19 protein-coding genes are annotated in these 19,738 nt (G+C 71.6%); 16 read left to right on the forward strand and 3 right to left on the reverse strand.

Annotation, left to right across the window (positions count from 1 at the left end):
* Window positions 1-67: 67 nt before the first annotated feature.
* From HTV45_RS02720 to HTV45_RS02735, 4 genes are all read left to right on the forward strand, one after another.
* Window positions 68-1,525, forward strand: coding sequence for a menaquinone biosynthesis decarboxylase (locus tag HTV45_RS02720; protein ID WP_215203951.1), 1,458 nt, complete (start codon window positions 68-70; stop codon window positions 1,523-1,525).
* A complete protein-coding gene (locus HTV45_RS02725; protein WP_215203952.1) occupies window positions 1,522-1,992 on the forward strand; it encodes a hypothetical protein in 471 nt (156 codons plus the stop codon). Before HTV45_RS02720 ends, HTV45_RS02725 begins: the two co-directional genes overlap by 4 nt.
* A complete protein-coding gene (mqnP, locus tag HTV45_RS02730) occupies window positions 1,989-2,909 on the forward strand; it encodes a menaquinone biosynthesis prenyltransferase MqnP (protein WP_215203953.1) in 921 nt (306 codons plus the stop codon). The genes HTV45_RS02725 and mqnP overlap by 4 nt, the downstream gene beginning before the upstream one ends.
* Window positions 2,910-3,141: 232 nt before the next feature.
* Entirely contained in the window at window positions 3,142-3,591 is a 450-nt protein-coding gene (locus tag HTV45_RS02735; RefSeq protein ID WP_215204106.1) for a peptidoglycan-binding protein, read from the forward strand.
* 171 nt (window positions 3,592-3,762) lie between these two features.
* Here HTV45_RS02735 and HTV45_RS02740 read toward each other — a convergent pair whose 3' ends face one another.
* Window positions 3,763-4,368, reverse strand: a complete 606-nt coding sequence (locus HTV45_RS02740; RefSeq protein WP_215203954.1) for a rhomboid family intramembrane serine protease — start codon at window positions 4,366-4,368, stop codon at window positions 3,763-3,765.
* Between the two features lie 98 nt (window positions 4,369-4,466).
* Between HTV45_RS02740 and HTV45_RS02745 the strand changes: the two genes are divergently transcribed.
* From HTV45_RS02745 to HTV45_RS02785, 10 genes are all read left to right on the forward strand, one after another.
* The gene (locus HTV45_RS02745; protein WP_215203955.1) at window positions 4,467-5,156 is read left to right on the forward strand and encodes a UbiX family flavin prenyltransferase; all 690 of its coding nucleotides are present in this window, start codon (window positions 4,467-4,469) and stop codon (window positions 5,154-5,156) included.
* A gap of 128 nt (window positions 5,157-5,284) precedes the next feature.
* Window positions 5,285-5,743: an Lrp/AsnC family transcriptional regulator gene (locus tag HTV45_RS02750; RefSeq protein ID WP_215203956.1), complete on the forward strand. Its 459-nt coding sequence runs from the start codon at window positions 5,285-5,287 to the stop codon at window positions 5,741-5,743.
* A 124-nt stretch (window positions 5,744-5,867) separates the two neighbouring features.
* Window positions 5,868-7,031, forward strand: coding sequence for an aminofutalosine synthase MqnE (mqnE, locus tag HTV45_RS02755; protein WP_215203957.1), 1,164 nt, complete (start codon window positions 5,868-5,870; stop codon window positions 7,029-7,031).
* Between the two features lie 129 nt (window positions 7,032-7,160).
* A complete protein-coding gene (locus tag HTV45_RS02760) occupies window positions 7,161-7,685 on the forward strand; it encodes a GNAT family N-acetyltransferase (RefSeq protein ID WP_215203958.1) in 525 nt (174 codons plus the stop codon).
* A 115-nt stretch (window positions 7,686-7,800) separates the two neighbouring features.
* Window positions 7,801-8,100 carry a DUF4229 domain-containing protein gene (locus HTV45_RS02765; protein WP_215204107.1) on the forward strand — a complete coding sequence of 100 codons (300 nt, stop codon included), beginning with the start codon at window positions 7,801-7,803 and terminating at the stop codon, window positions 8,098-8,100.
* Window positions 8,101-8,268: 168 nt separating this feature from the next.
* Complete coding sequence (locus tag HTV45_RS35160) at window positions 8,269-8,355, forward strand: putative leader peptide (protein WP_327148552.1); 87 nt, start codon at window positions 8,269-8,271, stop codon at window positions 8,353-8,355.
* Between the two features lie 67 nt (window positions 8,356-8,422).
* Complete coding sequence (locus tag HTV45_RS02770) at window positions 8,423-9,739, forward strand: dicarboxylate/amino acid:cation symporter (RefSeq protein ID WP_215203959.1); 1,317 nt, start codon at window positions 8,423-8,425, stop codon at window positions 9,737-9,739.
* 201 nt (window positions 9,740-9,940) lie between these two features.
* Window positions 9,941-11,653: an SPFH domain-containing protein gene (locus tag HTV45_RS02775; RefSeq protein WP_215203960.1), complete on the forward strand. Its 1,713-nt coding sequence runs from the start codon at window positions 9,941-9,943 to the stop codon at window positions 11,651-11,653.
* Entirely contained in the window at window positions 11,650-12,975 is a 1,326-nt protein-coding gene (locus HTV45_RS02780; protein WP_215203961.1) for an SPFH domain-containing protein, read from the forward strand. Before HTV45_RS02775 ends, HTV45_RS02780 begins: the two co-directional genes overlap by 4 nt.
* Window positions 12,976-12,999: 24 nt before the next feature.
* On the forward strand, window positions 13,000-13,701 hold the full coding sequence (locus HTV45_RS02785) for a TetR/AcrR family transcriptional regulator (RefSeq protein ID WP_215203962.1): 702 nt from the start codon (window positions 13,000-13,002) through the stop codon (window positions 13,699-13,701).
* Here HTV45_RS02785 and HTV45_RS02790 read toward each other — a convergent pair.
* Together HTV45_RS02790 and HTV45_RS02795 are read right to left on the reverse strand one after the other, a co-directional pair.
* The gene (locus tag HTV45_RS02790) at window positions 13,671-14,615 is read right to left on the reverse strand and encodes a MaoC/PaaZ C-terminal domain-containing protein (RefSeq protein WP_215203963.1); all 945 of its coding nucleotides are present in this window, start codon (window positions 14,613-14,615) and stop codon (window positions 13,671-13,673) included. The two genes, HTV45_RS02785 and HTV45_RS02790, sit on opposite strands and share 31 nt — an antisense overlap.
* 7 nt (window positions 14,616-14,622) lie before the next feature.
* Window positions 14,623-15,930, reverse strand: coding sequence for a 3-oxoacyl-ACP reductase (locus HTV45_RS02795; protein WP_215203964.1), 1,308 nt, complete (start codon window positions 15,928-15,930; stop codon window positions 14,623-14,625).
* Window positions 15,931-16,073: 143 nt separating this feature from the next.
* Here HTV45_RS02795 and HTV45_RS02800 point away from each other — a divergent pair, with 143 nt between their 5' ends.
* The gene (locus HTV45_RS02800; RefSeq protein WP_215203965.1) at window positions 16,074-17,360 is read left to right on the forward strand and encodes an acetyl-CoA C-acetyltransferase; all 1,287 of its coding nucleotides are present in this window, start codon (window positions 16,074-16,076) and stop codon (window positions 17,358-17,360) included.
* Between the two features lie 310 nt (window positions 17,361-17,670).
* Complete coding sequence (locus tag HTV45_RS02805) at window positions 17,671-19,593, forward strand: long-chain fatty acid--CoA ligase (RefSeq protein WP_215203966.1); 1,923 nt, start codon at window positions 17,671-17,673, stop codon at window positions 19,591-19,593.
* Window positions 19,594-19,738: the final 145 nt, after the last annotated feature.

Genomic DNA, 19,738 nt, shown 5'->3' on the forward strand with positions numbered 1-19,738 from the left:
CAGCGAAAGCAAGCGAAAGCGGTGGGCGGTACAGGCCCAGGGTAACCGCTCGGGGATACTTGACCGCATGGCTTACGACGATCTTCGCTCCCTGCTCAGGGCGCTGGAGCGCGAGGGTGACCTCAAGCGCATCAAGGCAGAGGTCGACCCGTTCCTGGAGGTCGGTGAGATCGTCGACCGGGTGAACAAGGCCGGCGGTCCCGCCCTGCTCTTCGAGAACGTGCGCGGCTCGAGCATGCCCCTCGCCATGAACGTGTACGGCACCGACCGCCGCCTGCTGAAGGCGCTCGGGCTGAAGTCGTACGCGGACATCAGCGACAAGATCGGCGGGCTGCTCAGACCCGAGCTGCCGCAGGGCTTCATCGGCGTGCGTGAGGCCTTCGGAAAGCTCGGCTCGATGACGCATGTGCCGCCGAAGAAGGTGAAGACCCAGGACGCGCCCGTGCACGAGGTCGTCCTGCACGGCGACGACGTGGACCTCGACGAGCTTCCGGCGCTGTTCACCTGGCCCAAGGACGGCGGGTCCTTCTTCAACCTGGGGCTCACCCACACCAAGGACCCCGAGACGGGCATCCGCAACCTCGGCCTCTACCGGCTCCAGCGGCACGACAAGCGCACCATCGGCATGCACTGGCAGATCCACAAGGACAGCCGCAACCACTACCAGGTCGCAGCACGGCGCGGTGAGCGGCTGCCGGTCGCCATCGCCTTCGGCTGCCCGCCAGCGGTGACGTACGCGTCCACCGCGCCGCTGCCCGGGGACATCGACGAGTACCTGTTCGCCGGGTTCGTCCAGGGCAAGCGGATCGAGATGGTCGACTGCAAGACCGTTCCGCTCCAGGTGCCCGCGCAGGCCGAGGTCGTCATCGAGGGCTGGCTGGAGCCCGGCGAGATGCTGCCCGAGGGGCCCTACGGCGACCACACCGGGTTCTACACCCCGCAGGAGCCGTTCCCCGCCCTGAAGATCGACTGCGTGACCATGCGGAAGCGCCCGCTGCTCCAGTCGATCGTGGTCGGCCGGCCGCCGACGGAGGACGGCCCGCTGGGCCGGGCGACGGAGCGCTTCTTCCTGCCCCTCCTCAAGATCATCGTCCCGGACATCGTCGACTACCACCTCCCCGAGTCCGGCGGCTTCCACAACTGCGCGATCGTCTCGATCGACAAGAAGTACCCCAAGCACGCCCAGAAGGTGATGCACGCCATCTGGGGCGCCCACATGATGTCGCTGACCAAACTGATCGTGGTCGTCGACTCCGACTGCGACGTCCACGATCTGCACGAGGTCTCCTGGCGGGCCCTCGGCAACACCGACTACGCCCGTGATCTCACCGTCGTCGAAGGTCCCGTCGACCATCTCGACCACTCCTCCTACCAGCAGTTCTGGGGCGGCAAGGCGGGCATCGACGCGACGAGGAAGTGGCCCGAGGAGGGGTACACGCGCGACGGGGGCTGGCCCGACATGGTGGAGTCCGACCCCGACACGGCGGCGAAGGTCGACCGCCGCTGGAAGGAGTACGGACTGTGAGTTCCGACGGCGCGGGCGGACCGGCGCTCTTCATCGGCACCGACACCGACTATGTCGCCCTCGTGCGCCCCGAGCTGGACCCGGGCGACGAGGGAGTGCGCCGGGCCGCCGAGGAGGCGGGGGTCACGCCGGAGGAACTCGCCGGTTCCGCGGACACCTGGGCGGTGCTCTTCGAGCAGGACGGCGAGGGCGACGGCTTCGAGCTGCCCGGGGTGCGCGACGCGGAACCCGCCGAGTTCGCACGGCGGCTGCGTGACGAGCTCGCCGCGGCGGACGGCCCGTTCACCGTCGACGGCGGCGCGGTGCTGCGGCTGGACGGCCGCCCGTCCGGCACGGACGCCTACGTCTTCACCGCGCACCTCACCCCGCCCGACGACGCCGGCACGCCGCTGACCGTGGAGACGGGACCGCTGTCCGCCGCCGCGCTCCTCGCCGACCTCGACACGTTCCTCGGGAGCCTCGCATGATGACCACCGCCGACGGGGTCGTGGGGTCGGACCCGGCCCCGCGGCCGGGACGCACCAAAGCCTTCCTGCGCCTCGTCATGATCGAGCACTCGGTGTTCGCGCTGCCCTTCGCCTACATCGCCGCGCTCACCGCGATGTACGAGTGGGACAAGAGCATCCGCTGGGGCGATCTGCTCCTGGTCACCGTCGCCATGGTCGGGCTGCGCACCTTCGCGATGGCCGCCAACCGGATCATCGACCGCGAGATCGACGCCCGTAACCCGCGCACCGCGCACCGCGAACTGGTCACCGGCGCGATGTCGGTCAGGCACGCCTGGACCGGCGCGCTGATCGCCCTCGCCGTCTTCCTCGGCGCGGCGGCCCTGCTCAACCCCCTCTGCCTCGCCCTCGCGCCCGTCGCCGTGATCCCGATGGTGGTCTATCCGTACGGCAAGCGGTTCACCGACTTCCCGCAGGCCATCCTTGGGCTCGCGCAGGCCATGGGCCCGGTCGGCGGCTGGCTGGCCATCACCGGTTCGTGGTCCTGGGACGCGGTCGTCCTCGGTCTGGCGGTGGGCATCTGGATCGGCGGCTTCGACCTGATCTACGCCTGCCAGGACGTGGACGCCGACCGCGAGGCCGGTGTGAAGTCGGTCCCGGCCCGCTTCGGGATCCCGGCCGCGGTCCGGGGCGCCCGTGTCTGCCACGCCGTGACCACCGCCCTGTTCGTCTGGTTCGCGCTCCTCACCGACGCGGGTGCCTTCTTCTGGCTGGGCCTGCTGATCGTCGCCGCGGCCTTCGTCTACGAACACACCATCGTCCGCCCGACCGACCTGACCCGCCTGAACCGGGCCTTCTTCAGTGTCAACGGCTTCATCGGCATCGCCCTGTTCGTCTGCGCCCTGCTGGACCTGCTGGTGCGTGGTCTGACGGTGTAGAGCGGCGGTGCGCGGTGGCGCGTTCCGCGTGCGGGCGGGACCGGCGTCCCGTGGGAACCCGGAACGGTGTCGTGGGACGGTGGGTTCTCGCAGGTCAGGGGCGTTTCTGTCTCATGGTGTTCCGGGAAGTCGTCACATCCTCGGAGCCTCTTCCTTTCGCTGCCTGCCGCCCCGCAGTCTGGGTGCCGAGCCGGCCGGAGCGGTCGGCTCCGCCCAGGAGAGGACGATGCACGTGCGTGCACAGAGGATGCTCGTCGGAGTCACCACCGCGGTGGTGCTGGCCGCCGGCAGCGTGGCGACCGCAGGCACCAGCTTCGCGGCCTCCGCGCCGGCCGCCGAGACCGTGACAAGCGCCGGCTCCGTGGCCGCGGCCCAGGTGGTCAACCTCGGCCTGACCATCGCGGAGGCCAAGAACCTGCAGCGCGGACTCAAGGCGAGGTGGGGCTACACCGGAGCGATCGACGGACAGCTCGGACCGGAGAGCTGGAAGGCCAACCAGCGTGCGTTCAAGGCGGAATACGGTTACACCGGTCCGATCGACGGAATCGTCGGACCGGGCACGATATCCGCGATGCAGCGCGGTCTGAAGCAGCTCGGTTACTACACCGGGGCCATCGACGGGATCGCCGGCCCGGCGACCCAGGCCGCTCTGAAGAAGTACGTCAACGCACACGACTGGTGACGTGTGAGGTCGCTTCGGCGACCCACTGTCCGGGCGCCGCTGACGGGGGGCGCCCGGGCGGATGCCCTGCGCGATGGCCCGGCAGGGCTCACGAGGGGGCGCGGCAGCATGGCTGACGTGTCCCCTCGCACCCGTCCCGACAGCCCGTGCGGGACCGGTGCTGCACCCCTCTCAAGGCGTCAGCGCATCCCGCCGGTTTGGATCACGGCGGAAGAGGAACGCCGCCGTCACTCCCGCCGCCAGGCCGATCAGGTGGCCCTGCCAGCTGACGCCGGACTGGGTCGGGGCGAGGCCCGCGAGGATGGAGCCGCCCCAGACCGCGGCCACCAGGACGCCGGCCAGGATTCCCAGCGGGCGCCGCTCGACGAAGCCGCTGACCAGCAGGAAGCCGAAGAGGCCGAAGATCAGGCCGGAGGCGCCCGCGGTGTTGGTGTGCTGCGGGGATATGAGCCACACGCCCAGACCGTCGGCCACGACGATCAGCGCGCAGACGGCGAGGAACCGGCGTATCCCCCCGAGCGCCGCCAGGAAGCCGAGCACCAGCAGCGGCACGCTGTTGGCGGCCACATGGGCGAAGCCGAAGTGGAGGAAGGCGGCCGGGACGATGTCGACCAGCTCGGACGGGGTGCGCGGCACGACGCCGTGGTCGTCCAGCGCGTGTCCGGTGGCCACGTCGATCACTTCGAGCAGCCACAGCAGGGCCACCCAGCCCACCATCAGCTTGGCCGCGGTCCTCACCCGGTCACCCTGTGACCACTCCGGACGCCAGCCCGACATCATCCACCCCCTCCGCCGCCGTCGGCCCGTTCTCCTTGAGGAACGCCCGGCCCCCCTTGCCCGGTTCCCTCCCCGTGACTCCCGATAGGCTCGGTGTCGTGAACCCAGTCAAGCCAGGAGAGACGCGGCGTACGCCTTGGATCGTAGGGGTCTCCGGCGCTTCCGGCACCCCGTATGCCGCGTCGGTGCTGCGGGCGCTGCTCGCCGCCGGTGAGAGCGTCGATCTCGTCGTCAGCCGGGCCTCGCGGCTCACCCTGCTGGACGAGACCGGCATCGCCTTCCGTGACGCCCACTGGCGCGACGACCTGCGGCAATGGCTGTCCCGTGGGGCGGACGGGAAGCCGGACACCTTCACCGCCGACCTCGACCTCGACGGCGTACGGCACTGGGCCGCCGGCGACCTCGCGGCCGGGCCGTCCTCGGGGTCGTACCCGAGCAAGGGCATGCTGATCGTGCCCGCCTCCACGGCCTGTGTGGCCGGGGTGGCGCTCGGCCTGTCCAAGGACCTGCTGCAGCGGGTGGCGAGCGTGACCCTGAAGGAGTCGCGCACGCTGGTGGTGGCCGTGCGGGAGACCCCGCTGAACGGCCAGACCCTGCGGCACCTGGTGACCCTGGACGACGCGGGCGCGAGCGTGGTGCCCGCCTCACCGGCCTTCTACGCGGGCGCGACGCACATCCAGGACCTGGTGGACTTCGTCGCCGGACGCGTACTCGACGCGGCGGGTGTGGAGCACCGGCTCTACCGCCGCTGGAAGGGCGGACTCGGCGGCGGATCCCGCACCGACTGAACACCTCACCCCCGCGACGGGCGGCCCCCGGCGAGCACCGCGGTACCGGGCCGCACGGCAGCACCGGCACAGCAGCACCACCCTCTTCAAGAACGTTCGTACCTCTTCAGTGGAAGGCTTCGATTCGAATGGACGCGGTGGACAGGCAGCTCATCCAGGCCCTGAGAGAGAACGGCCGGGCCTCGTACGCGGAGCTGGGGCGCCTCGTCGGGCTGTCGGGGCCCAGTGTCACCGACCGCATCAACCGGCTGGAGGCGGCCGGTGTCATCACCGGCTACCGCGCCACGGTGGACGCCGCCTCGCTCGGTCTCGGGGTCACCGCCCTGATCGGCATCTCGCTCTCCGACGCCGCCGACCACGAGGACGTGGCGCAACGGCTGAAGGATCTCGGCGAGATCGAGGACTGCTGGTTCATCGCCGGCGACGACTCCTTCATGCTCAAGGTGCGGGCGAGTGACGTGGACGGTCTGGAGAGGACCATCCGCCGGCTCTCCGGCACCAAGGGCGTCTCCCGGACCCGTACGACGATCGTGCTGTCCACCAAGTGGGAGAACCGCGTGGGGGAGCTGCCCGAAGAGGTGCAGTAGGCGCGGTGCGCAGCGCCGCCCGGGGCCCGAGCGCCCGGAGGGCGGGGGAGTACGGTGGGCGGGATCCGTCCGAGGCGGCCGGAGAGGCCGAAGCGGTCAAGAGGCCGAGGAAAAGAGGAGCGGCATGGATGTCGGGCTCAAGCGCGAGCTGGAGGAGAAGATCGGGGCGGGCGAGCGCCTGACCCGTGAGGACGGCATCGCGCTGTACGAGTCGGACGACCTGGCCTGGCTGGGCGGGCTGGCGCACCAGGTGCGGACGCGGCTGAACGGTGACGTCGTGCACTTCAACGTCAACCGCCACCTCAACATGACCAACGTGTGCACCGCCTCCTGCGCCTACTGCTCCTTCCAGCGCAAGCCGGGGGAGAAGGACGCGTACACGATGCGCATCGAGGAGGCGGTGAAGCTCGCGCAGGAGATGGAGTCGGAGAACCTGACCGAGCTGCACATCGTCAACGGGCTGCACCCCAGCCTGCCGTGGCGCTACTACCCGCGCTCGCTGCGGGAGCTGAAGGCCGCGCTGCCGGACGTCTCGCTCAAGGCGTTCACCGCCACCGAGATCCACCACTTCGAGACCATCTCCGGCATGTCCGCCTCCGAGATCCTCGACGAGCTGATCGACGCCGGCCTGGAATCCCTCACCGGCGGCGGCGCGGAGATCTTCGACTGGGAGGTGCGGCAGCACATCGTCGACCACCGCACCCACTGGGAGGACTGGTCGCGCATCCACCGGCTGGCGCACGAGAAGGGGCTCAGGACCCCGTGCACCATGCTGTACGGCCACATCGAGGAGCCCCGCCACCGCGTGGACCACGTGCTGCGGCTGCGTGAACTCCAGGACGAGACCGGCGGCTTCCAGGTCTTCATCCCGCTGCGCTACCAGCACGACTTCGTGGACGTGAAGGACGGCAAGGTACGCAACCGGCTCCAGGCCCGGACCCAGATGGCGACCGGGGCGGAAGCCCTGAAGACCTTCGCCGTGTCGCGGCTGCTCTTCGACAACGTGCCGCATGTGAAGGTCTTCTGGGTGATGCACGGTGTCCAGACGGCGCAGCTGGCCCTCCAGCACGGCGCCGACGACATGGACGGCTCGGTCGTCGAGTACAAGATCACGCACGACGCGGACAACTACGGCACGCCGAACAAGCTGACGCGCGAGGACCTGCTGGACCTGATCCGGGACGCCGGGTTCCGGCCGGTGGAGCGGAACACGCGGTACGAGATCATCCGCGAGTACGACGGCGCGGACCCGGCACGCCGGGAGTCGCCGCAGCCGATGCGGGTGTGAAAGGGCCGGGCCCCCGGGCCGGCTGCGGCCGCGTGGGGGCCCGGTCGCGCGGTTCCCCGCGCCCCTTGGGCCGCCCACCGGGTCGGTCATGGGCTGCGCGTGCACTGAAGTAATGGTTGGACTCGATTGATGCCGCTTACCTTCACCTTCGATCCGGTCGTCACCCCCGAACTCCGCGACGGCCTTCTCGATCTGTGGGCCGAAGTCACCAACGCGGGCGGAGCGGTCGGCTTCGTGCCGCCGGTGACGCGGGAGGACATCCGCCCCGGGCTGGTGCGGCAGTTGGTGTCGATGGCCGAGGAGCGCTCCCGGCTGCTCGTCGGGCACGACGAGGAGGGGCGGGTGGCGGCGACGGCGTTCCTCACCCTCAACACCCACCACCTGATGACCCACTGGATCTGGCTGTACACGGTGATGGTCCACCCCCGCCACCAGGGCCGGGGGTACGGCCGTGACCTGCTCGCCGCCGCCGAGCGGGCCGCCAGGACCCTCGACGGCGCGGAGGCGATACGGCTCACCTGTCGCGGCGGCCTCGGGCTGGAGCGCTTCTACGCCTCCTGCGGCTACAAGGAGGTCGGCCGGGTCCCGGGCGCCATCCGTGTGGCCCCCGGCGACGACCGGGACGACGTCATCATGCTCCTGCCGCTGACCTGAGGCCGGTGCCGCCGGCCCGTACCCCGCTGAAAGATCCTCCGCCGGTCGTGCTTCACTGGACGTTGACATTGTCCCTTTGGGGCGTTCTGACCGTACGCAGGGAAGAGTGGATGAGATGCTCCGCTACACGCTGATGCGCCTCGGGATCTTCGCGGGCTGCCTCGTGGTCGTCTGGGGCCTCGTCCACTCCGGCCTCGCCCCGCGCGGCCTCGGCGACTCCAACGGTCTGTGGATCATCGTGCTCGCCATGCTGATCTCCGCTCCGATCAGCCTCGTCGTACTCCGCAAGGAGCGTGACCGGGCCTCCGAGCGGATCGTGCGCCGGGTGGACCGCGCCAAGGTCAGCCTGGAGGCCAACCGCAGCATGGAGGACACGGCCGACGACTCCGCCCGCGCACAGGGCCAGGCTTCGTAACGTCCGTCACAGCCACGCACCGCGCTTCGGCGCCCCGGGTCCGGCGAATCCCCTGGAAACCCGGGGCGCTTTGCGTTGTGTGGATGGATCAACGCCCACGCCTGTCAAAGTAAGGCTTTGAGGATCTCAAAGCCCAGGTGTTACGGTCTTCGGGTGAAGTCAGCAGCCGTGTTCCCCACGCCCCGGAGTGTTCCGCTCGTGGCGCGCCTGCATGTGGACCTCTGCCGCGTCACCTCCGCGAACTGTCGCCCCTGACGTTCCGCCGCGCACGAGTCCACGTCACCTTTCCCTCCGCGTCCCCGCGCGCCCCCCTCACCGGAGCATGTCCGTGTCCACGAACACGCAGTTCAAGCTGCCCGTACGCGCGCCCTTCTGGGCCCAGATACTCGCCGGCCTCGTCCTCGGCGTCCTGCTCGGCTGGCTCGCCCGCAGCCAGGACGTCTCCTGGCTGGTCACCACTCTGGAGAAGGTCGGCGGCACCTTCATCGGCCTGCTGAAGCTCGCCGTCGCCCCGCTCGTCTTCTTCGCGATCCTGGTCTCCATCACCAACCTGCGGAAGGTCAACAACGCGGCCCGGCTGGCCTCGCGGACCCTCCTCTGGTTCATGATCACGTCGCTGATCGCGGTGGCGATCGGCCTGGTCATCGGCCTGGTCACCAACCCGGGCGCCGGTACCGGCCTCACCCCGGCGGACGGCTCCGCACCGGAGAGGTCCGGCTCCTGGATCGACTTCCTGACCGGCATCGTGCCGACCGACGTGATCACGCCGTTCACCGAGCTGAACGTCCTGCAGATCGTCTTCATGGCCGCCGTCGCCGGTATCGCCGCCCTCCAGCTCGGTGAGAAGGCCCAGCCGATCCTCACCCTGAGCGAGTCCGTCCTCGAGCTCCTCCAGAAGGCCCTGTGGTGGGTCATCCGCCTCGCCCCGCTCGGCACCGTCGGCCTCATCGGCAACGCGATCGCCACCTACGGCTGGGACCTGATCGGCAAGTACGCCACCTTCACCGCCGACATCTACATCGGCTGCCTGATCGTCCTCTTCGGCGTCTACCCGGCGCTGCTCGCCACCGCCGCCAAGGTCAACCCCGTCCAGTTCTTCAAGGGCGCCTGGCCCGCGATCCAGCTGGCCTTCGTCTCCCGCTCGTCCGTCGGCACCATGCCGCTGACCCAGAGGGTCACCGAGCGCCTCGGTGTGCCGAAGGAGTACGCCTCCTTCGCCGTCCCGTTCGGCGCGACGACGAAGATGGACGGCTGCGCCGCGATCTACCCGGCCATCGCCGCGATCTTCGTCGCCCAGATCTTCGACGTCCCGCTGGGCGTCGGCGACTACCTGCTGATCGCGTTCGTCTCGGTCGTCGGCTCCGCCGCCACCGCGGGCCTCACCGGCGCGACCGTCATGCTGACCCTCACCCTCTCCACCCTGGGCCTGCCCATGGAGGGCGTGGGCCTGCTCCTGGCCATCGACCCGATCCTCGACATGATCCGCACCGCGACCAACGTCGCCGGGCAAGCGCTCATACCGGTCGTCGTGTCCGCCCGTGAAGGGCTGCTGGACCGGAAGGCGTACGACTCCGTCCACGCCTCGCCGGTCGACGAGGCTTCCGCGGACGAGACGCGGCGGGTCCCCGCGGCGGCCTGAGAGTCCCCGTGCCCGGGTGAGGGGCGCTTCCCGGCAACCACCGGCAGGTGACCGTTGCTGGGGGCGCCCCTTATCCCTGTCCCCCCGATGGTGTGGAATCACTGGACCACGTGCATCGTGCGCAGCACGCGCACCCTACGCATCACGTGGACCATGAGGGTGATCCGGCAGGGATCAGCACCACACGCGAAGGGGGAACCCATGGCACGTACGCGGGCGCAGAGCCTACGCAGCGTCGCCGAGGCGGTCGCGTCCGGCACCGATCCGCGAGCGGCGGCCCAGGACGAGCTGCGCCGCCGCGTCGGAGGCGGCGGCACGTCGTCGCGGGGCGGCGAAGAGGACCGGGGCGGACGTCAGGAGACCGAGGGCGAGGGGATGGACCCCGCCGACTTCCCGGCGGCCCGGGAACAGGACGGGGGCTCCGTCGACACCGTCATGCGGCAGAAGACGGTGCCGCTGGACGAGGCCGGGGAGGCACTCGGCCGCAGTGAGCAGCTGCGCGAGGACGGCGAGCTGGTGCACGCCATCTGCCCGATGGTGATGCCCAGGGGCCGCTCGCTGCTGTCCATGCTGCCCGTGCTGTCGCTGCTGGTGATCGGTGCCGTGGGCGCGTCGGTGGTGTCGGCGACCGGGAGCGACGGGCTCACCAACCCGCTGTTCGGACTGCACTACTGGGTCATCGCGCTGCTCGCCGTCGCGTTCGTGTGGTGGCGGCAGGGCCTGGTCATGGTGCCGGACGGCTGTCAGGCGATGATCACCCGGTTCGGCAAGCTGGAGAAGGTCGTCGGACCCGGCCGGGTCACGCTGCTCAGCCCCTGGAAGCGGGTGTCGTACATCGTCAACACGGTCCGCGAGTACCCGTTCAACGCGCCGGTGCGCGAGGCCCCGACCAAGGGCGGGGTCAAGGCGTCCATCGACCTGTTCATCCAGTTCCGGATCAGCGACCCGGTGGAGTTCGTCTACACGCTCGGTGCGGTGCGCGGGTTCGAGGAGAAGCTGGGCAACGCCGTCAGCGAGACCATCCGCAGCCTGATCTACGAGCAGGAGGCGTCCGGGATCTACGACATGGTCGGTGAGGACAGCGGCCGTCTGCTGGAGCAGCTCAACCAGCAGTTCCGTCCCGCGGTGGAGCTGACCAACGCCAACATCACGCACGCCGAGCCGGCGGACCGGCGCTACCGGATGGACCTGGCCGCCCCCGAGATGGTCCGCATGGCCAAGGAGGCGTACACCCACGAGTACGCGCTCCAGCTGCGCAAGGAGCAGGACGAGGGCGACCTGAGCAAGGAGCTCGCCTCGAGCCAGGAGACGCTCTCCGCGATCCAGGCCGACATCGCCCAGTACCAGGCGCAGATGGACACCGCCGTGGAGCGCGAGACCAACCGCGCCGAGGCGCTGGCCCGCCAGCGCTATGTCCAGGCGGAGTCGGAGGCCAAGGCCAACGCGGCGCTGCTGGAGGCGCAGGCCCTCGACATCCGCGCGGTGACCGCCGCGCAGGCGCCGGAGATCCTCGAGTACCGCTATCAGCAGCAGGTCCTCGACACCCTGGAGCAGGTCGCCGACCATCTGCCCCGCCTGGTGCGGATCGGCGGGGTGGACGGTACCGGGGCGGCCGGGATCGACTTCCTTGAGCTGGCCCGTGAGCTGGTCGGCGAGCGCGGGGCCGAGCTGTTCTCCGAGGAGGACATGGCCGCCGTACGGGGCCGGCTGACGGAGGTGTCGGAGCGGATCGCCGCCCGCGAGGAGGAGATCGGCGAGCTGCTGGCGGCCGAGCGGCCGACGGTGCCGCAGGCGCCGGAGGCCGCCGGTGCGGGCAGGGCGCCCGAGGGCGTGGTGGCGGGCGATGTGCCCGGGGCCGCCGGGAGCGCCGCAGCCGGTGATGTGCACGAGTCCGCCGAGGAGGACCTGAGTTGAGTTCCGCCCGAGTTCACCGCCGTTCGGTCATCTCCGAGGCCGTCGCTCCCTGGAGCGACATCGCCCGTCTGCTCCGCGGCGGCGAGGCCGACACCCTCATTCCGGTGATCATCCCCCGCCACCGCCGCCGGCTGTGGTGGATGCTGCCGCTCTGGCTGGGCGTGTACGCCCTGCTGATGGGCGTGATGCTGACGCTGCGGGAGGCCGACTCCGACGGGGCGGCCGACCTCGCGTACGGCGCGCTGGCCACCCTCTCCTACGTCGGCGGCGTGGTGCTGCTGGTGATCGGCGCGCTGTGGTGGTGGCGCTCCTCGATCGTCGAGATCGAGCAGGGCACCAACGGCGTGCTGACCCGCTACGGCGCGGTCACCCGTACGCTCGACGCCGGCCGGCACTACCTCTGGCACCCCTGGTCGCGGGTCGACTTCGTGGTCGACACGGCCACCGAGATCCCGTACTCGGCGCCGGTCATGGCCTGCCCCACCCAGGAGAACGTGCCCCTGCGTTCGATCGAGTTCTTCCTGAAGTTCAGGATCACCGACGCGGTGCTGTTCGTCCGCACCATCGGTGCCGGCAACTTCGACCTGGTGCTGTCCAGCGCCGTACAGGACGCGATCCGGCAGCGGGCCCGCCAGATGCGCACCGAGCGTGCCTATGATCTGCGCGGTTCGGACGTGGCCGACATGCAGGAACTGCTCAACCGGCAGCTCTCCCGCTACGGCGTGCGCATCACCGGCTGCAACATCCCCGATGTGCAGCTGCCGACGCAGTACCAGCAGCACCTGGCGACCCGGGAGCGGATCGCCAAGGAGCGCACGGCCTACGAGCAGGAGTGGGGCCTGACCCGCAAGCGGCGCATCGACTACCTGGGCATGGACATCGAACGGGCCAAGAAGGTCCGCGACGCCCGTATCGTCGAGGTGAAGGCCGCGCTGAACCGGGCCCGGGAGGAGGTCGCCCAGCTGCTGGAGCGGCAGGAGACCGAGGCCCAGCGGGTGCGGTTCGAGATCGAGACGCGCGGCCGCAGCGGACTCATCGCCGCCGAGAACGAGGCCCGTGCGCAGCGTGCGCTGGCCAAGGCGTACCGGGACAACCGGGCGGTGCTCCAGTACGAACTGGCCCGCCGGCGGCTGGAGGTGGGTGCCGGACTCGCCGGGAAGGCCCCGCAGCCGGTGGTGGTGCGTACCGACGGCGGCACCGACACCTCGGCGCTGTCCACGCTGTTCACCGCTCAGCTGCTGCCGCGGCTGACGGGGAGCGACCGGCCGGTTCCCGGCGACCGGGCTGTGTGGGGGAACGACGGCGGCGACGCCCCGCGGTAGGGGACGGACCGTACGCTGTGTCCCATGGGTGCCGTGAAGAGCAAACGGATGCCGCGTGCGGTCCGTGAACAGCAGATGCTGGACGCAGCCGTACGTACCTTCGGGCAACGCGGGTACATGGCCGCCTCGATGGACGAGATCGCCGAACTGGCGGGCGTGTCGAAGCCGTTGGTGTATCTGTATCTGAACTCCAAGGAGGACCTCTTCACCGCCTGTATCCGGCGGGAGGCGGGGGCCCTCACCGAGGCGGTCCGGGCCGGGGCCCGTCCGGAGCTGGCGGCGGACCGCCAGCTCTGGTCGGGCCTCACGGCGTTCTTCACGCACACCGCCCAGCACCCGGACGGCTGGGCGGTCCTGCATCTCCAGGCTCGCACGCACGGTGAGGTGTTCGCCGCCGAGGTGGCGGCGATGCGCGCGGAGATCGTGGCGTTCGTGACCCAGCTGATCCTGGCCGCCGCCCGCGAGGCCCATCGTGACCCCGACTTCCCCGAGCGGGAGGTCTCCGGGCTCGCCGAGGCCCTGGTCGGTGCCGCCGAGTCCCTCGCCGACTGGGCGAACGCCACGTCCGGGGTCACGGCCCGGCAGTCGGCGGCCACGCTGATGAACTTCGCCTGGGCGGGGCTGGGTGACCTGATGGCCGGTGCGCGCTGGATACCGCCGGACGATGCCGAGTCCGACGGCGCCGCCGGTGCGGCTCAGGCCGGGCGGACCTCCCCGGTGAGGTGAAGCCGCCCGCCGGCGCCGCGCAGTGCGAAGCGTCCGTCCTGTGCGGCGTAGGTCACCGTGCCGGGCAGGAGCACCGGCGCCCGGAAGTCCGCCCGGACCGTCGTCGCGCCGGGGGCGCCGTGTGCGGCCAGGCAGCGGGCCACGGTCCACATGCCGTGCGCGATGGCGCGGGGGAAGCCGAAGAGCCGGGCGGTGAGCGGGTACAGGTGGATCGGGTTGCGGTCGCCGGACGCCGCACCGTAGCGCCGGCCGAGGTCCGGGGCGAGGTGCCAGTCGTGGCGGGCGGGGAGGGGGGCGGGCGCCTCCTCCGGGGGCGCCGCCTCCGTCGCGTCCTTCGCCTCCGTCGCCTCCCGCACGTCCCGCGGTTCCGTGGGGAGCGTCGTCTCCGCCGGCTCCCTCGCGTCGTACGAGGGCGCGGTGGAGGTCCGCTGCCGGGCCAGGTAGGTGCTGCGTGACTCCCACACGAGCTGCCCGCCGGAGCGCAGCTCCGTGACCACGGCGGCCTCCGTGCCGCGCCGGTGCGCGGCCAGGCCGTCGATGTACACGGTCAGGTCGTGGACGCCGGCGGACGGTGTCGCACGGTGCCGGGTGATCGCGATCGAGGTGTGGACGAGACCCAGCAGCGGCAGCGGGAAGTCCCGCCCGCTCATCAGCCGCATGGCGAGCGGAAAGCCCAGCACGTGCGGGTACGTCACCGGCAGCTCGTCGCCGCCGGCCGGAAAGCCGCACACCCGCTCGTACGCGGCGAGCCGGGCGGGATCGGCGCGCAGGGCGGGCAGCACCAGCCGGGTCCGGGGCCAGTCGGAGCCGGGGCGGGGCCGTTTGAGGGGGGACAGCAGGGCGCCGCGTGCGAGGAACGGCGCGAGGGAGGGGGGCGCGGTGAGTTCGACCGTGGGTGCGGGGGTGGGGGTCATGGTGTGCTCACGCGCCCAGCAGGCTCTGGCCGCAGACCCGTACGACCTGCCCGTTGACCGCGCCGGAGGCCGGGTGGGCGAGCCAGGCGGTGGTTTCGGCGACGTCGGCGGGCAGTCCTCCCTGGGCGAGGGAGTTCATCCGGCGTCCCGCCTCACGGATGAACAGCGGGACGGCGGCGGTCATCCTCGTCTCGATGAAGCCCGGCGCCACCGCGTTCACCGTCACCCCGTGCCCGGCGAGCGCCCGGGGTGCGAGGGAGCGGACGAGGCCGGTGATTCCCGCCTTGCTGGCACCGTAGTTGGTCTGCCCGGCGTTCCCGGCGATCCCGGCGATCGACGCCGTGGCCACGATCCGCCCGCCCCGCTTGAGGGCCCCGGCGGCGAGCAGCGCGTCGGTCGTGCGCAGCACGCTCGCCAGGTTCACCTCCAGTACCGGACTCCAGCGGTCCGAGGGCATGTTGACCAGTCGGCGGTCCCGGGTGACGCCCGCGTTGTGGACGAGTACGTCGATGCCGCCGGGGAGGGCCTCGGCGATGCGGGCGCCCGCGTCGGTGGCGGTGATGTCGAGGGGGAGCGCGATGCCGCCGAGCCGTTCGGCGACGCGGCGGGCGTCGGGCTCGGCCGGGGGGACGTCGAGGACGACGACGTCGGCGCCGTCCCGGGCCAGCGTGGCGGCGACCGCCTCGCCGATGCCGCGCGCGGCGCCGGTGACCAGGGCGGTGCGGCCGGCGAGGGGGCGGTCGGGGTCGTAGGGGGCGGTGGGCCGGTGCGGGCCGGTTTCGATCACCTGGCCGCTGACGTAGGCCGATTTGGGGGAGAGGAGGAAGTGGAGGGTCGACGCGGCGGCGTCGGCGTCGGTGAGGCGGACCAGGTTCACGGTGATGCCCCGGCCGGTCTCCTTGCCGAGGGAACGGGTGAAGCCCTCCAACGCCTGCTGGGCGGCGGCCTGATGGTGGTCGTCCGGGTCGAGTGGGGCGCCGAGCACCACGATCCTGCCGCTCGCGGCGACCGACCGCACGACGGGATGCAGCGCCGCGTGCACCTCGCGGAGGCCGTCGACGTCCCGGACCCCGCCGGCGTCCAGGACGACGGCGGCCGGGCGGCCCGTGGCGTCGTCCGTGCCGAGTCCGGTGCGGGCGAGCACGGGAGCGAGGCCGAGGGCGGACTTCCCGGCGGTGAGGTGGAGCAGGCCGCCGTCCAGGTGAGGACGGTCGGGTGACCAGCGGTGCAGCGGCGCGGGCCGGGGGAGGCCCAGGCGGCGTGTCAGGAAGCGGCCGGGCGCGGTGCCGGTGAAGCTCAGATAGCGGTCGGCCATGGGGACTCCTCCGGGGGCATGTGGTGCTTGCCGCGCTCGTCCTGCTTGCTTCGGGCGTGCTGTGCGCGGTGTGCTCGCGCTTGCTTACTCTGAAGTAAGGTTACCGGAGGTAATCCTATGTCACCGGTGAGGAGAAGGTCGAGATGAGCACTCTGGAACCGGCTGCCGTCCGGCGCGTCGCGGTCATCGGCGGCAGCCGTGTCCCCTTCGCCCGGTCCGACGGCCCCTACGCCACCGCCTCCAACCAGGAGATGCTCACCGCCGCCCTGGACGGCCTGGTCGAGCGGTACGGGCTCCAGGCGCCGGGCGCGGTGGGTGAGTTCGTCGCCGGGGCGGTCCTCAAGCACAGCCGCGACTTCAACCTCGCCCGGGAGACGGTCCTCGGATCACGGCTCGACGCCCGCACCCCCGCCTACGACATCCAGCAGGCCTGCGGCACCGGACTTCAGGCCGTCATCGCCGCCGCCAACAAGATCGCCCTGGGCCAGACCGACGCCGCGATCGCCGGCGGCTCCGACACCGCGAGCGACGCGCCCCTCGGCGTCAACGACGACCTGCGCAAGGTGCTGCTCGAGGCGCGCCGCGCGAAGTCGGCCGGCGCCCGCCTGAGGGCGCTGGCGAAGGTGCGCCCCCGGCACCTCGTCCCCGACATCCCGCGCAACGCCGAGCCCCGTACCGGACTGTCCATGGGCGAGCACGCGGCGGTCACCGCCCGCGCCTGGGGCGTCTCCCGCGAGGCCCAGGACGAACTCGCGGCCACCAGTCACCAGCGGCTGGCGGCGGCGTACGAGCGCGGTCTGCTGACGGACCTGGTGGTGCCGTTCCGCGGCCTGGCCCGGGACCACCATCTGCGCCCCGGCTCGACGGTGGAGAAACTCGCCACTCTGAAGCCCGTGTTCGGTCTCGACCACCCGGGACCCACCATGACGGCGGGCAATTCGACCCCGCTCACGGACGGCGCGGCACTGGTGCTGCTGGCGAGCGAGGGGTGGGCGAGGGAGCGGGGCGTGGAACCGCTCGCGTACCTCACCGCGTACGAGACCGCCGCCGTGGACTTCGCCGCCGGGGATGTCGCAGGCGGCGAGGACGGACTGCTGATGGCACCCGCGTACGCGGTCCCGCGGATGCTGGAGCGGGCCGGACTGGGAATGGCGGACTTCGACCTGGTCGAGGTGCACGAGGCGTTCGCCTCCCAGGTGCTGGCCACGCTGGCCGCCTGGGAGAAGCGGGGCCTGGCGCCCGTCGACCGCGCACGGCTGAACGTCGCCGGCTCCTCCCTGGCCACCGGCCACCCCTTCGCCGCCACCGGCGCCCGCGTCGTCGCGACGCTGGCCACCCTCCTCGCCGAACGGGACACCCCGGGCCGGGGGCTGATCTCCGTCTGCGCGGCGGGCGGACAGGGAGTGACGGCGATCCTGGAACGCCCGTGACCGGGCGTGGCCGCGGGCACGCCGCTCGTGGCCGCCGGCGACCCCGGCGGCGACCGTCCGGAGCTCACCCGTGGCCATCGGTGACCCGGCACGCGCGCCCCGAAGGCGGTACCCGGGTGACCCCCGACACTGCACACGCCCGGCCCGGGACCACCGCCGTACCCGCACAGACCCCCCACGTCACCGCCGTACGATCCCCGCACCGACCGGCGCCGTCCCGCTCCCCGGGACCCGCCGGTGAGCGCCTCGGCGTGCGAGGCACGTACGTCGCGGCAGCCAGCAGTTCCCCTGCACGTCCCAGGAGCCGCCCGTGTCCACCGCGCATTCCTCCACAGCTCTCGACGACGACGTCTACGGAGCGCCCGTCCTCGTCGAGCCCGAGACCCGGCGGCTGGACGGAGTCGTCCGGGAAGCGGCCGTACCGCCCTTCGCGAAGCCGGTACGGCACGGATCACTCGCCGACCTGCCGTTCGAGAACGCGAGTACGGAACCCGACGCGGTGGTGCTGAGCCGCAAGACGGCCGACGGCAGCTGGCGGGACGTGACGGCGAAACGGTTCGCCGCCGAGGTCCTGGCCGTCGCGAAGGGCATGATGGCCGAGGGGCTGGTGCCGGGCGACCGGGTCGCCGTCATGGCCCGCACCGTCTACGAATGGACGGTCCTCGACTTCGCCGCCTGGGCGGCGGGACTGGTCACCGTCCCCGTCTACCCCACCTCGTCCGCCTATCAGGCCCGCTGGATCCTGCAGGACTCCGGCGCGGTCGCCCTGATCACGGAGACCGCGGGCCAGGCCGCCGCCCTCGGCCCCGAACTCCCGCACCTGCCCGACCTGAGGCGGCTGTGGGTCATGGAGAAGGGTCACGTCGACGCGCTCGCGGAAGCGGGAACGCACCTCCCGGACGCCGAAGTGGAGGTACGCCGGGGCATGCTGGGCCCCGACACCCTCGCCACCCTCGTCTACACCTCGGGCACCACCGGCCGGCCCAAGGGCTGCGCCCTCACCCACGGCAACTTCTTCGCCGAGGTGGACAACGCCATCGAGCTGCTCTACCCCATCTTCCGTGCCCGGACCAGCGAAGAGGCCTCCGTGCTGCTCTTCCTGCCCATGTCGCACGTCTTCGGCCGCATGGTGGCCGTCGCCTGCGTACGGGCCAGGGTGCGCCTCGGCCACGCGCCGAGCCTGGCCGCCGAGGACCTGCTGCCGGACCTGGCGAGCTTCCGGCCCACCTGCCTGCTGACCATCCCGTACATGCTGGAGAAGGTCTTCAACTCCGCCCGTGCGAAGGCGGAGGCGGGCGGACGGGCCGCGACCTTCGACCGCGCGGCGGCGGTGGCGCGCCGCTGCGGCGAGGCCATGGAGAACCGGCAGAACGGCGCGGGCTCCGGCCCGGCCCGCTCCCTGAAGGCGGCCCGCGCCCTCTACGACCCGCTGGTCTACCGCAAGATCCGCAAAGCCATGGGCGGCAGGGTCCGCTACGCCATCTGCGGCGGCTCCCCGCTGGGCCGCCGCCTCAGCGCCTTCTACGCCGGCGCCGGCATCGAGATCTTCGAGGGATACGGACTGACGGAGACCACCGGCGCCTCCACGGTGACACCCCCGCTGAAGCCCCGCCTCGGCACGGTGGGCTGGCCGCTGCCCGGAACCCGTATCCGGATCGCGGCGGACGGCGAGATCCTGGTCGGCGGAGAGCACGTACTGCGCGGCTACTGGGATCCCCAGGCGGGCGGTGTCGTCCCCGCCGCCCCCGACGGCTGGCTCCCCACGGGTGACATCGGCGAGCTGGACGACGAGGGTTATCTGACCATCACGGGCCGCAAGAAGGAACTGATCATCACCTCGGGCGGCAAGAGCGTCGCCCCCGCCCCGCTGGAGAACTGGCTCCGCTCCCATCCCCTGATCTCCCAGGTCATGGTGGTGGGCGACAACCGTCCGTACGTCACCGCCCTGGTCACCCTCGACCCCGATGGCATCACCCACTGGCGCCGGATGAACGGCAGGCACCCGGTCCCGGCGGAACTCCTCACCGGTGACGAGGAGCTGCTGGCGATCATTCAGCGGGCCCTCGACGAGGCCAACAAGATGCTCTCCCGCCCGGAGTCGATCCGCCGCTTCACCGTCCTCCCGGTGGACTTCACCGAGGAGGCGGGCCATCTCACCCCGTCGATGAAGCTGAGGCGCGAGGCGGTCATGCGGGACTTCGCCCGGGAGGTGGAGGCGCTCTACGGGGGGTAGGTCACCCCGGGCTGTCGTGGAAGGTCCGGGTCGCGGCCACGTGACCGGCTTCGGCGTCGGTGGATGTCACGGGCGGGGACCCTGCCCGCGCCCACCGACAGCCGGGTGCGGCAAAGGCAGGAGCCCCGTCGCCTGACGGCGCGGG

The organism is Streptomyces sp. CHD11 (assembly GCF_018638295.1).
Taxonomy (GTDB): Bacteria; Actinomycetota; Actinomycetes; order Streptomycetales; family Streptomycetaceae; genus Streptomyces.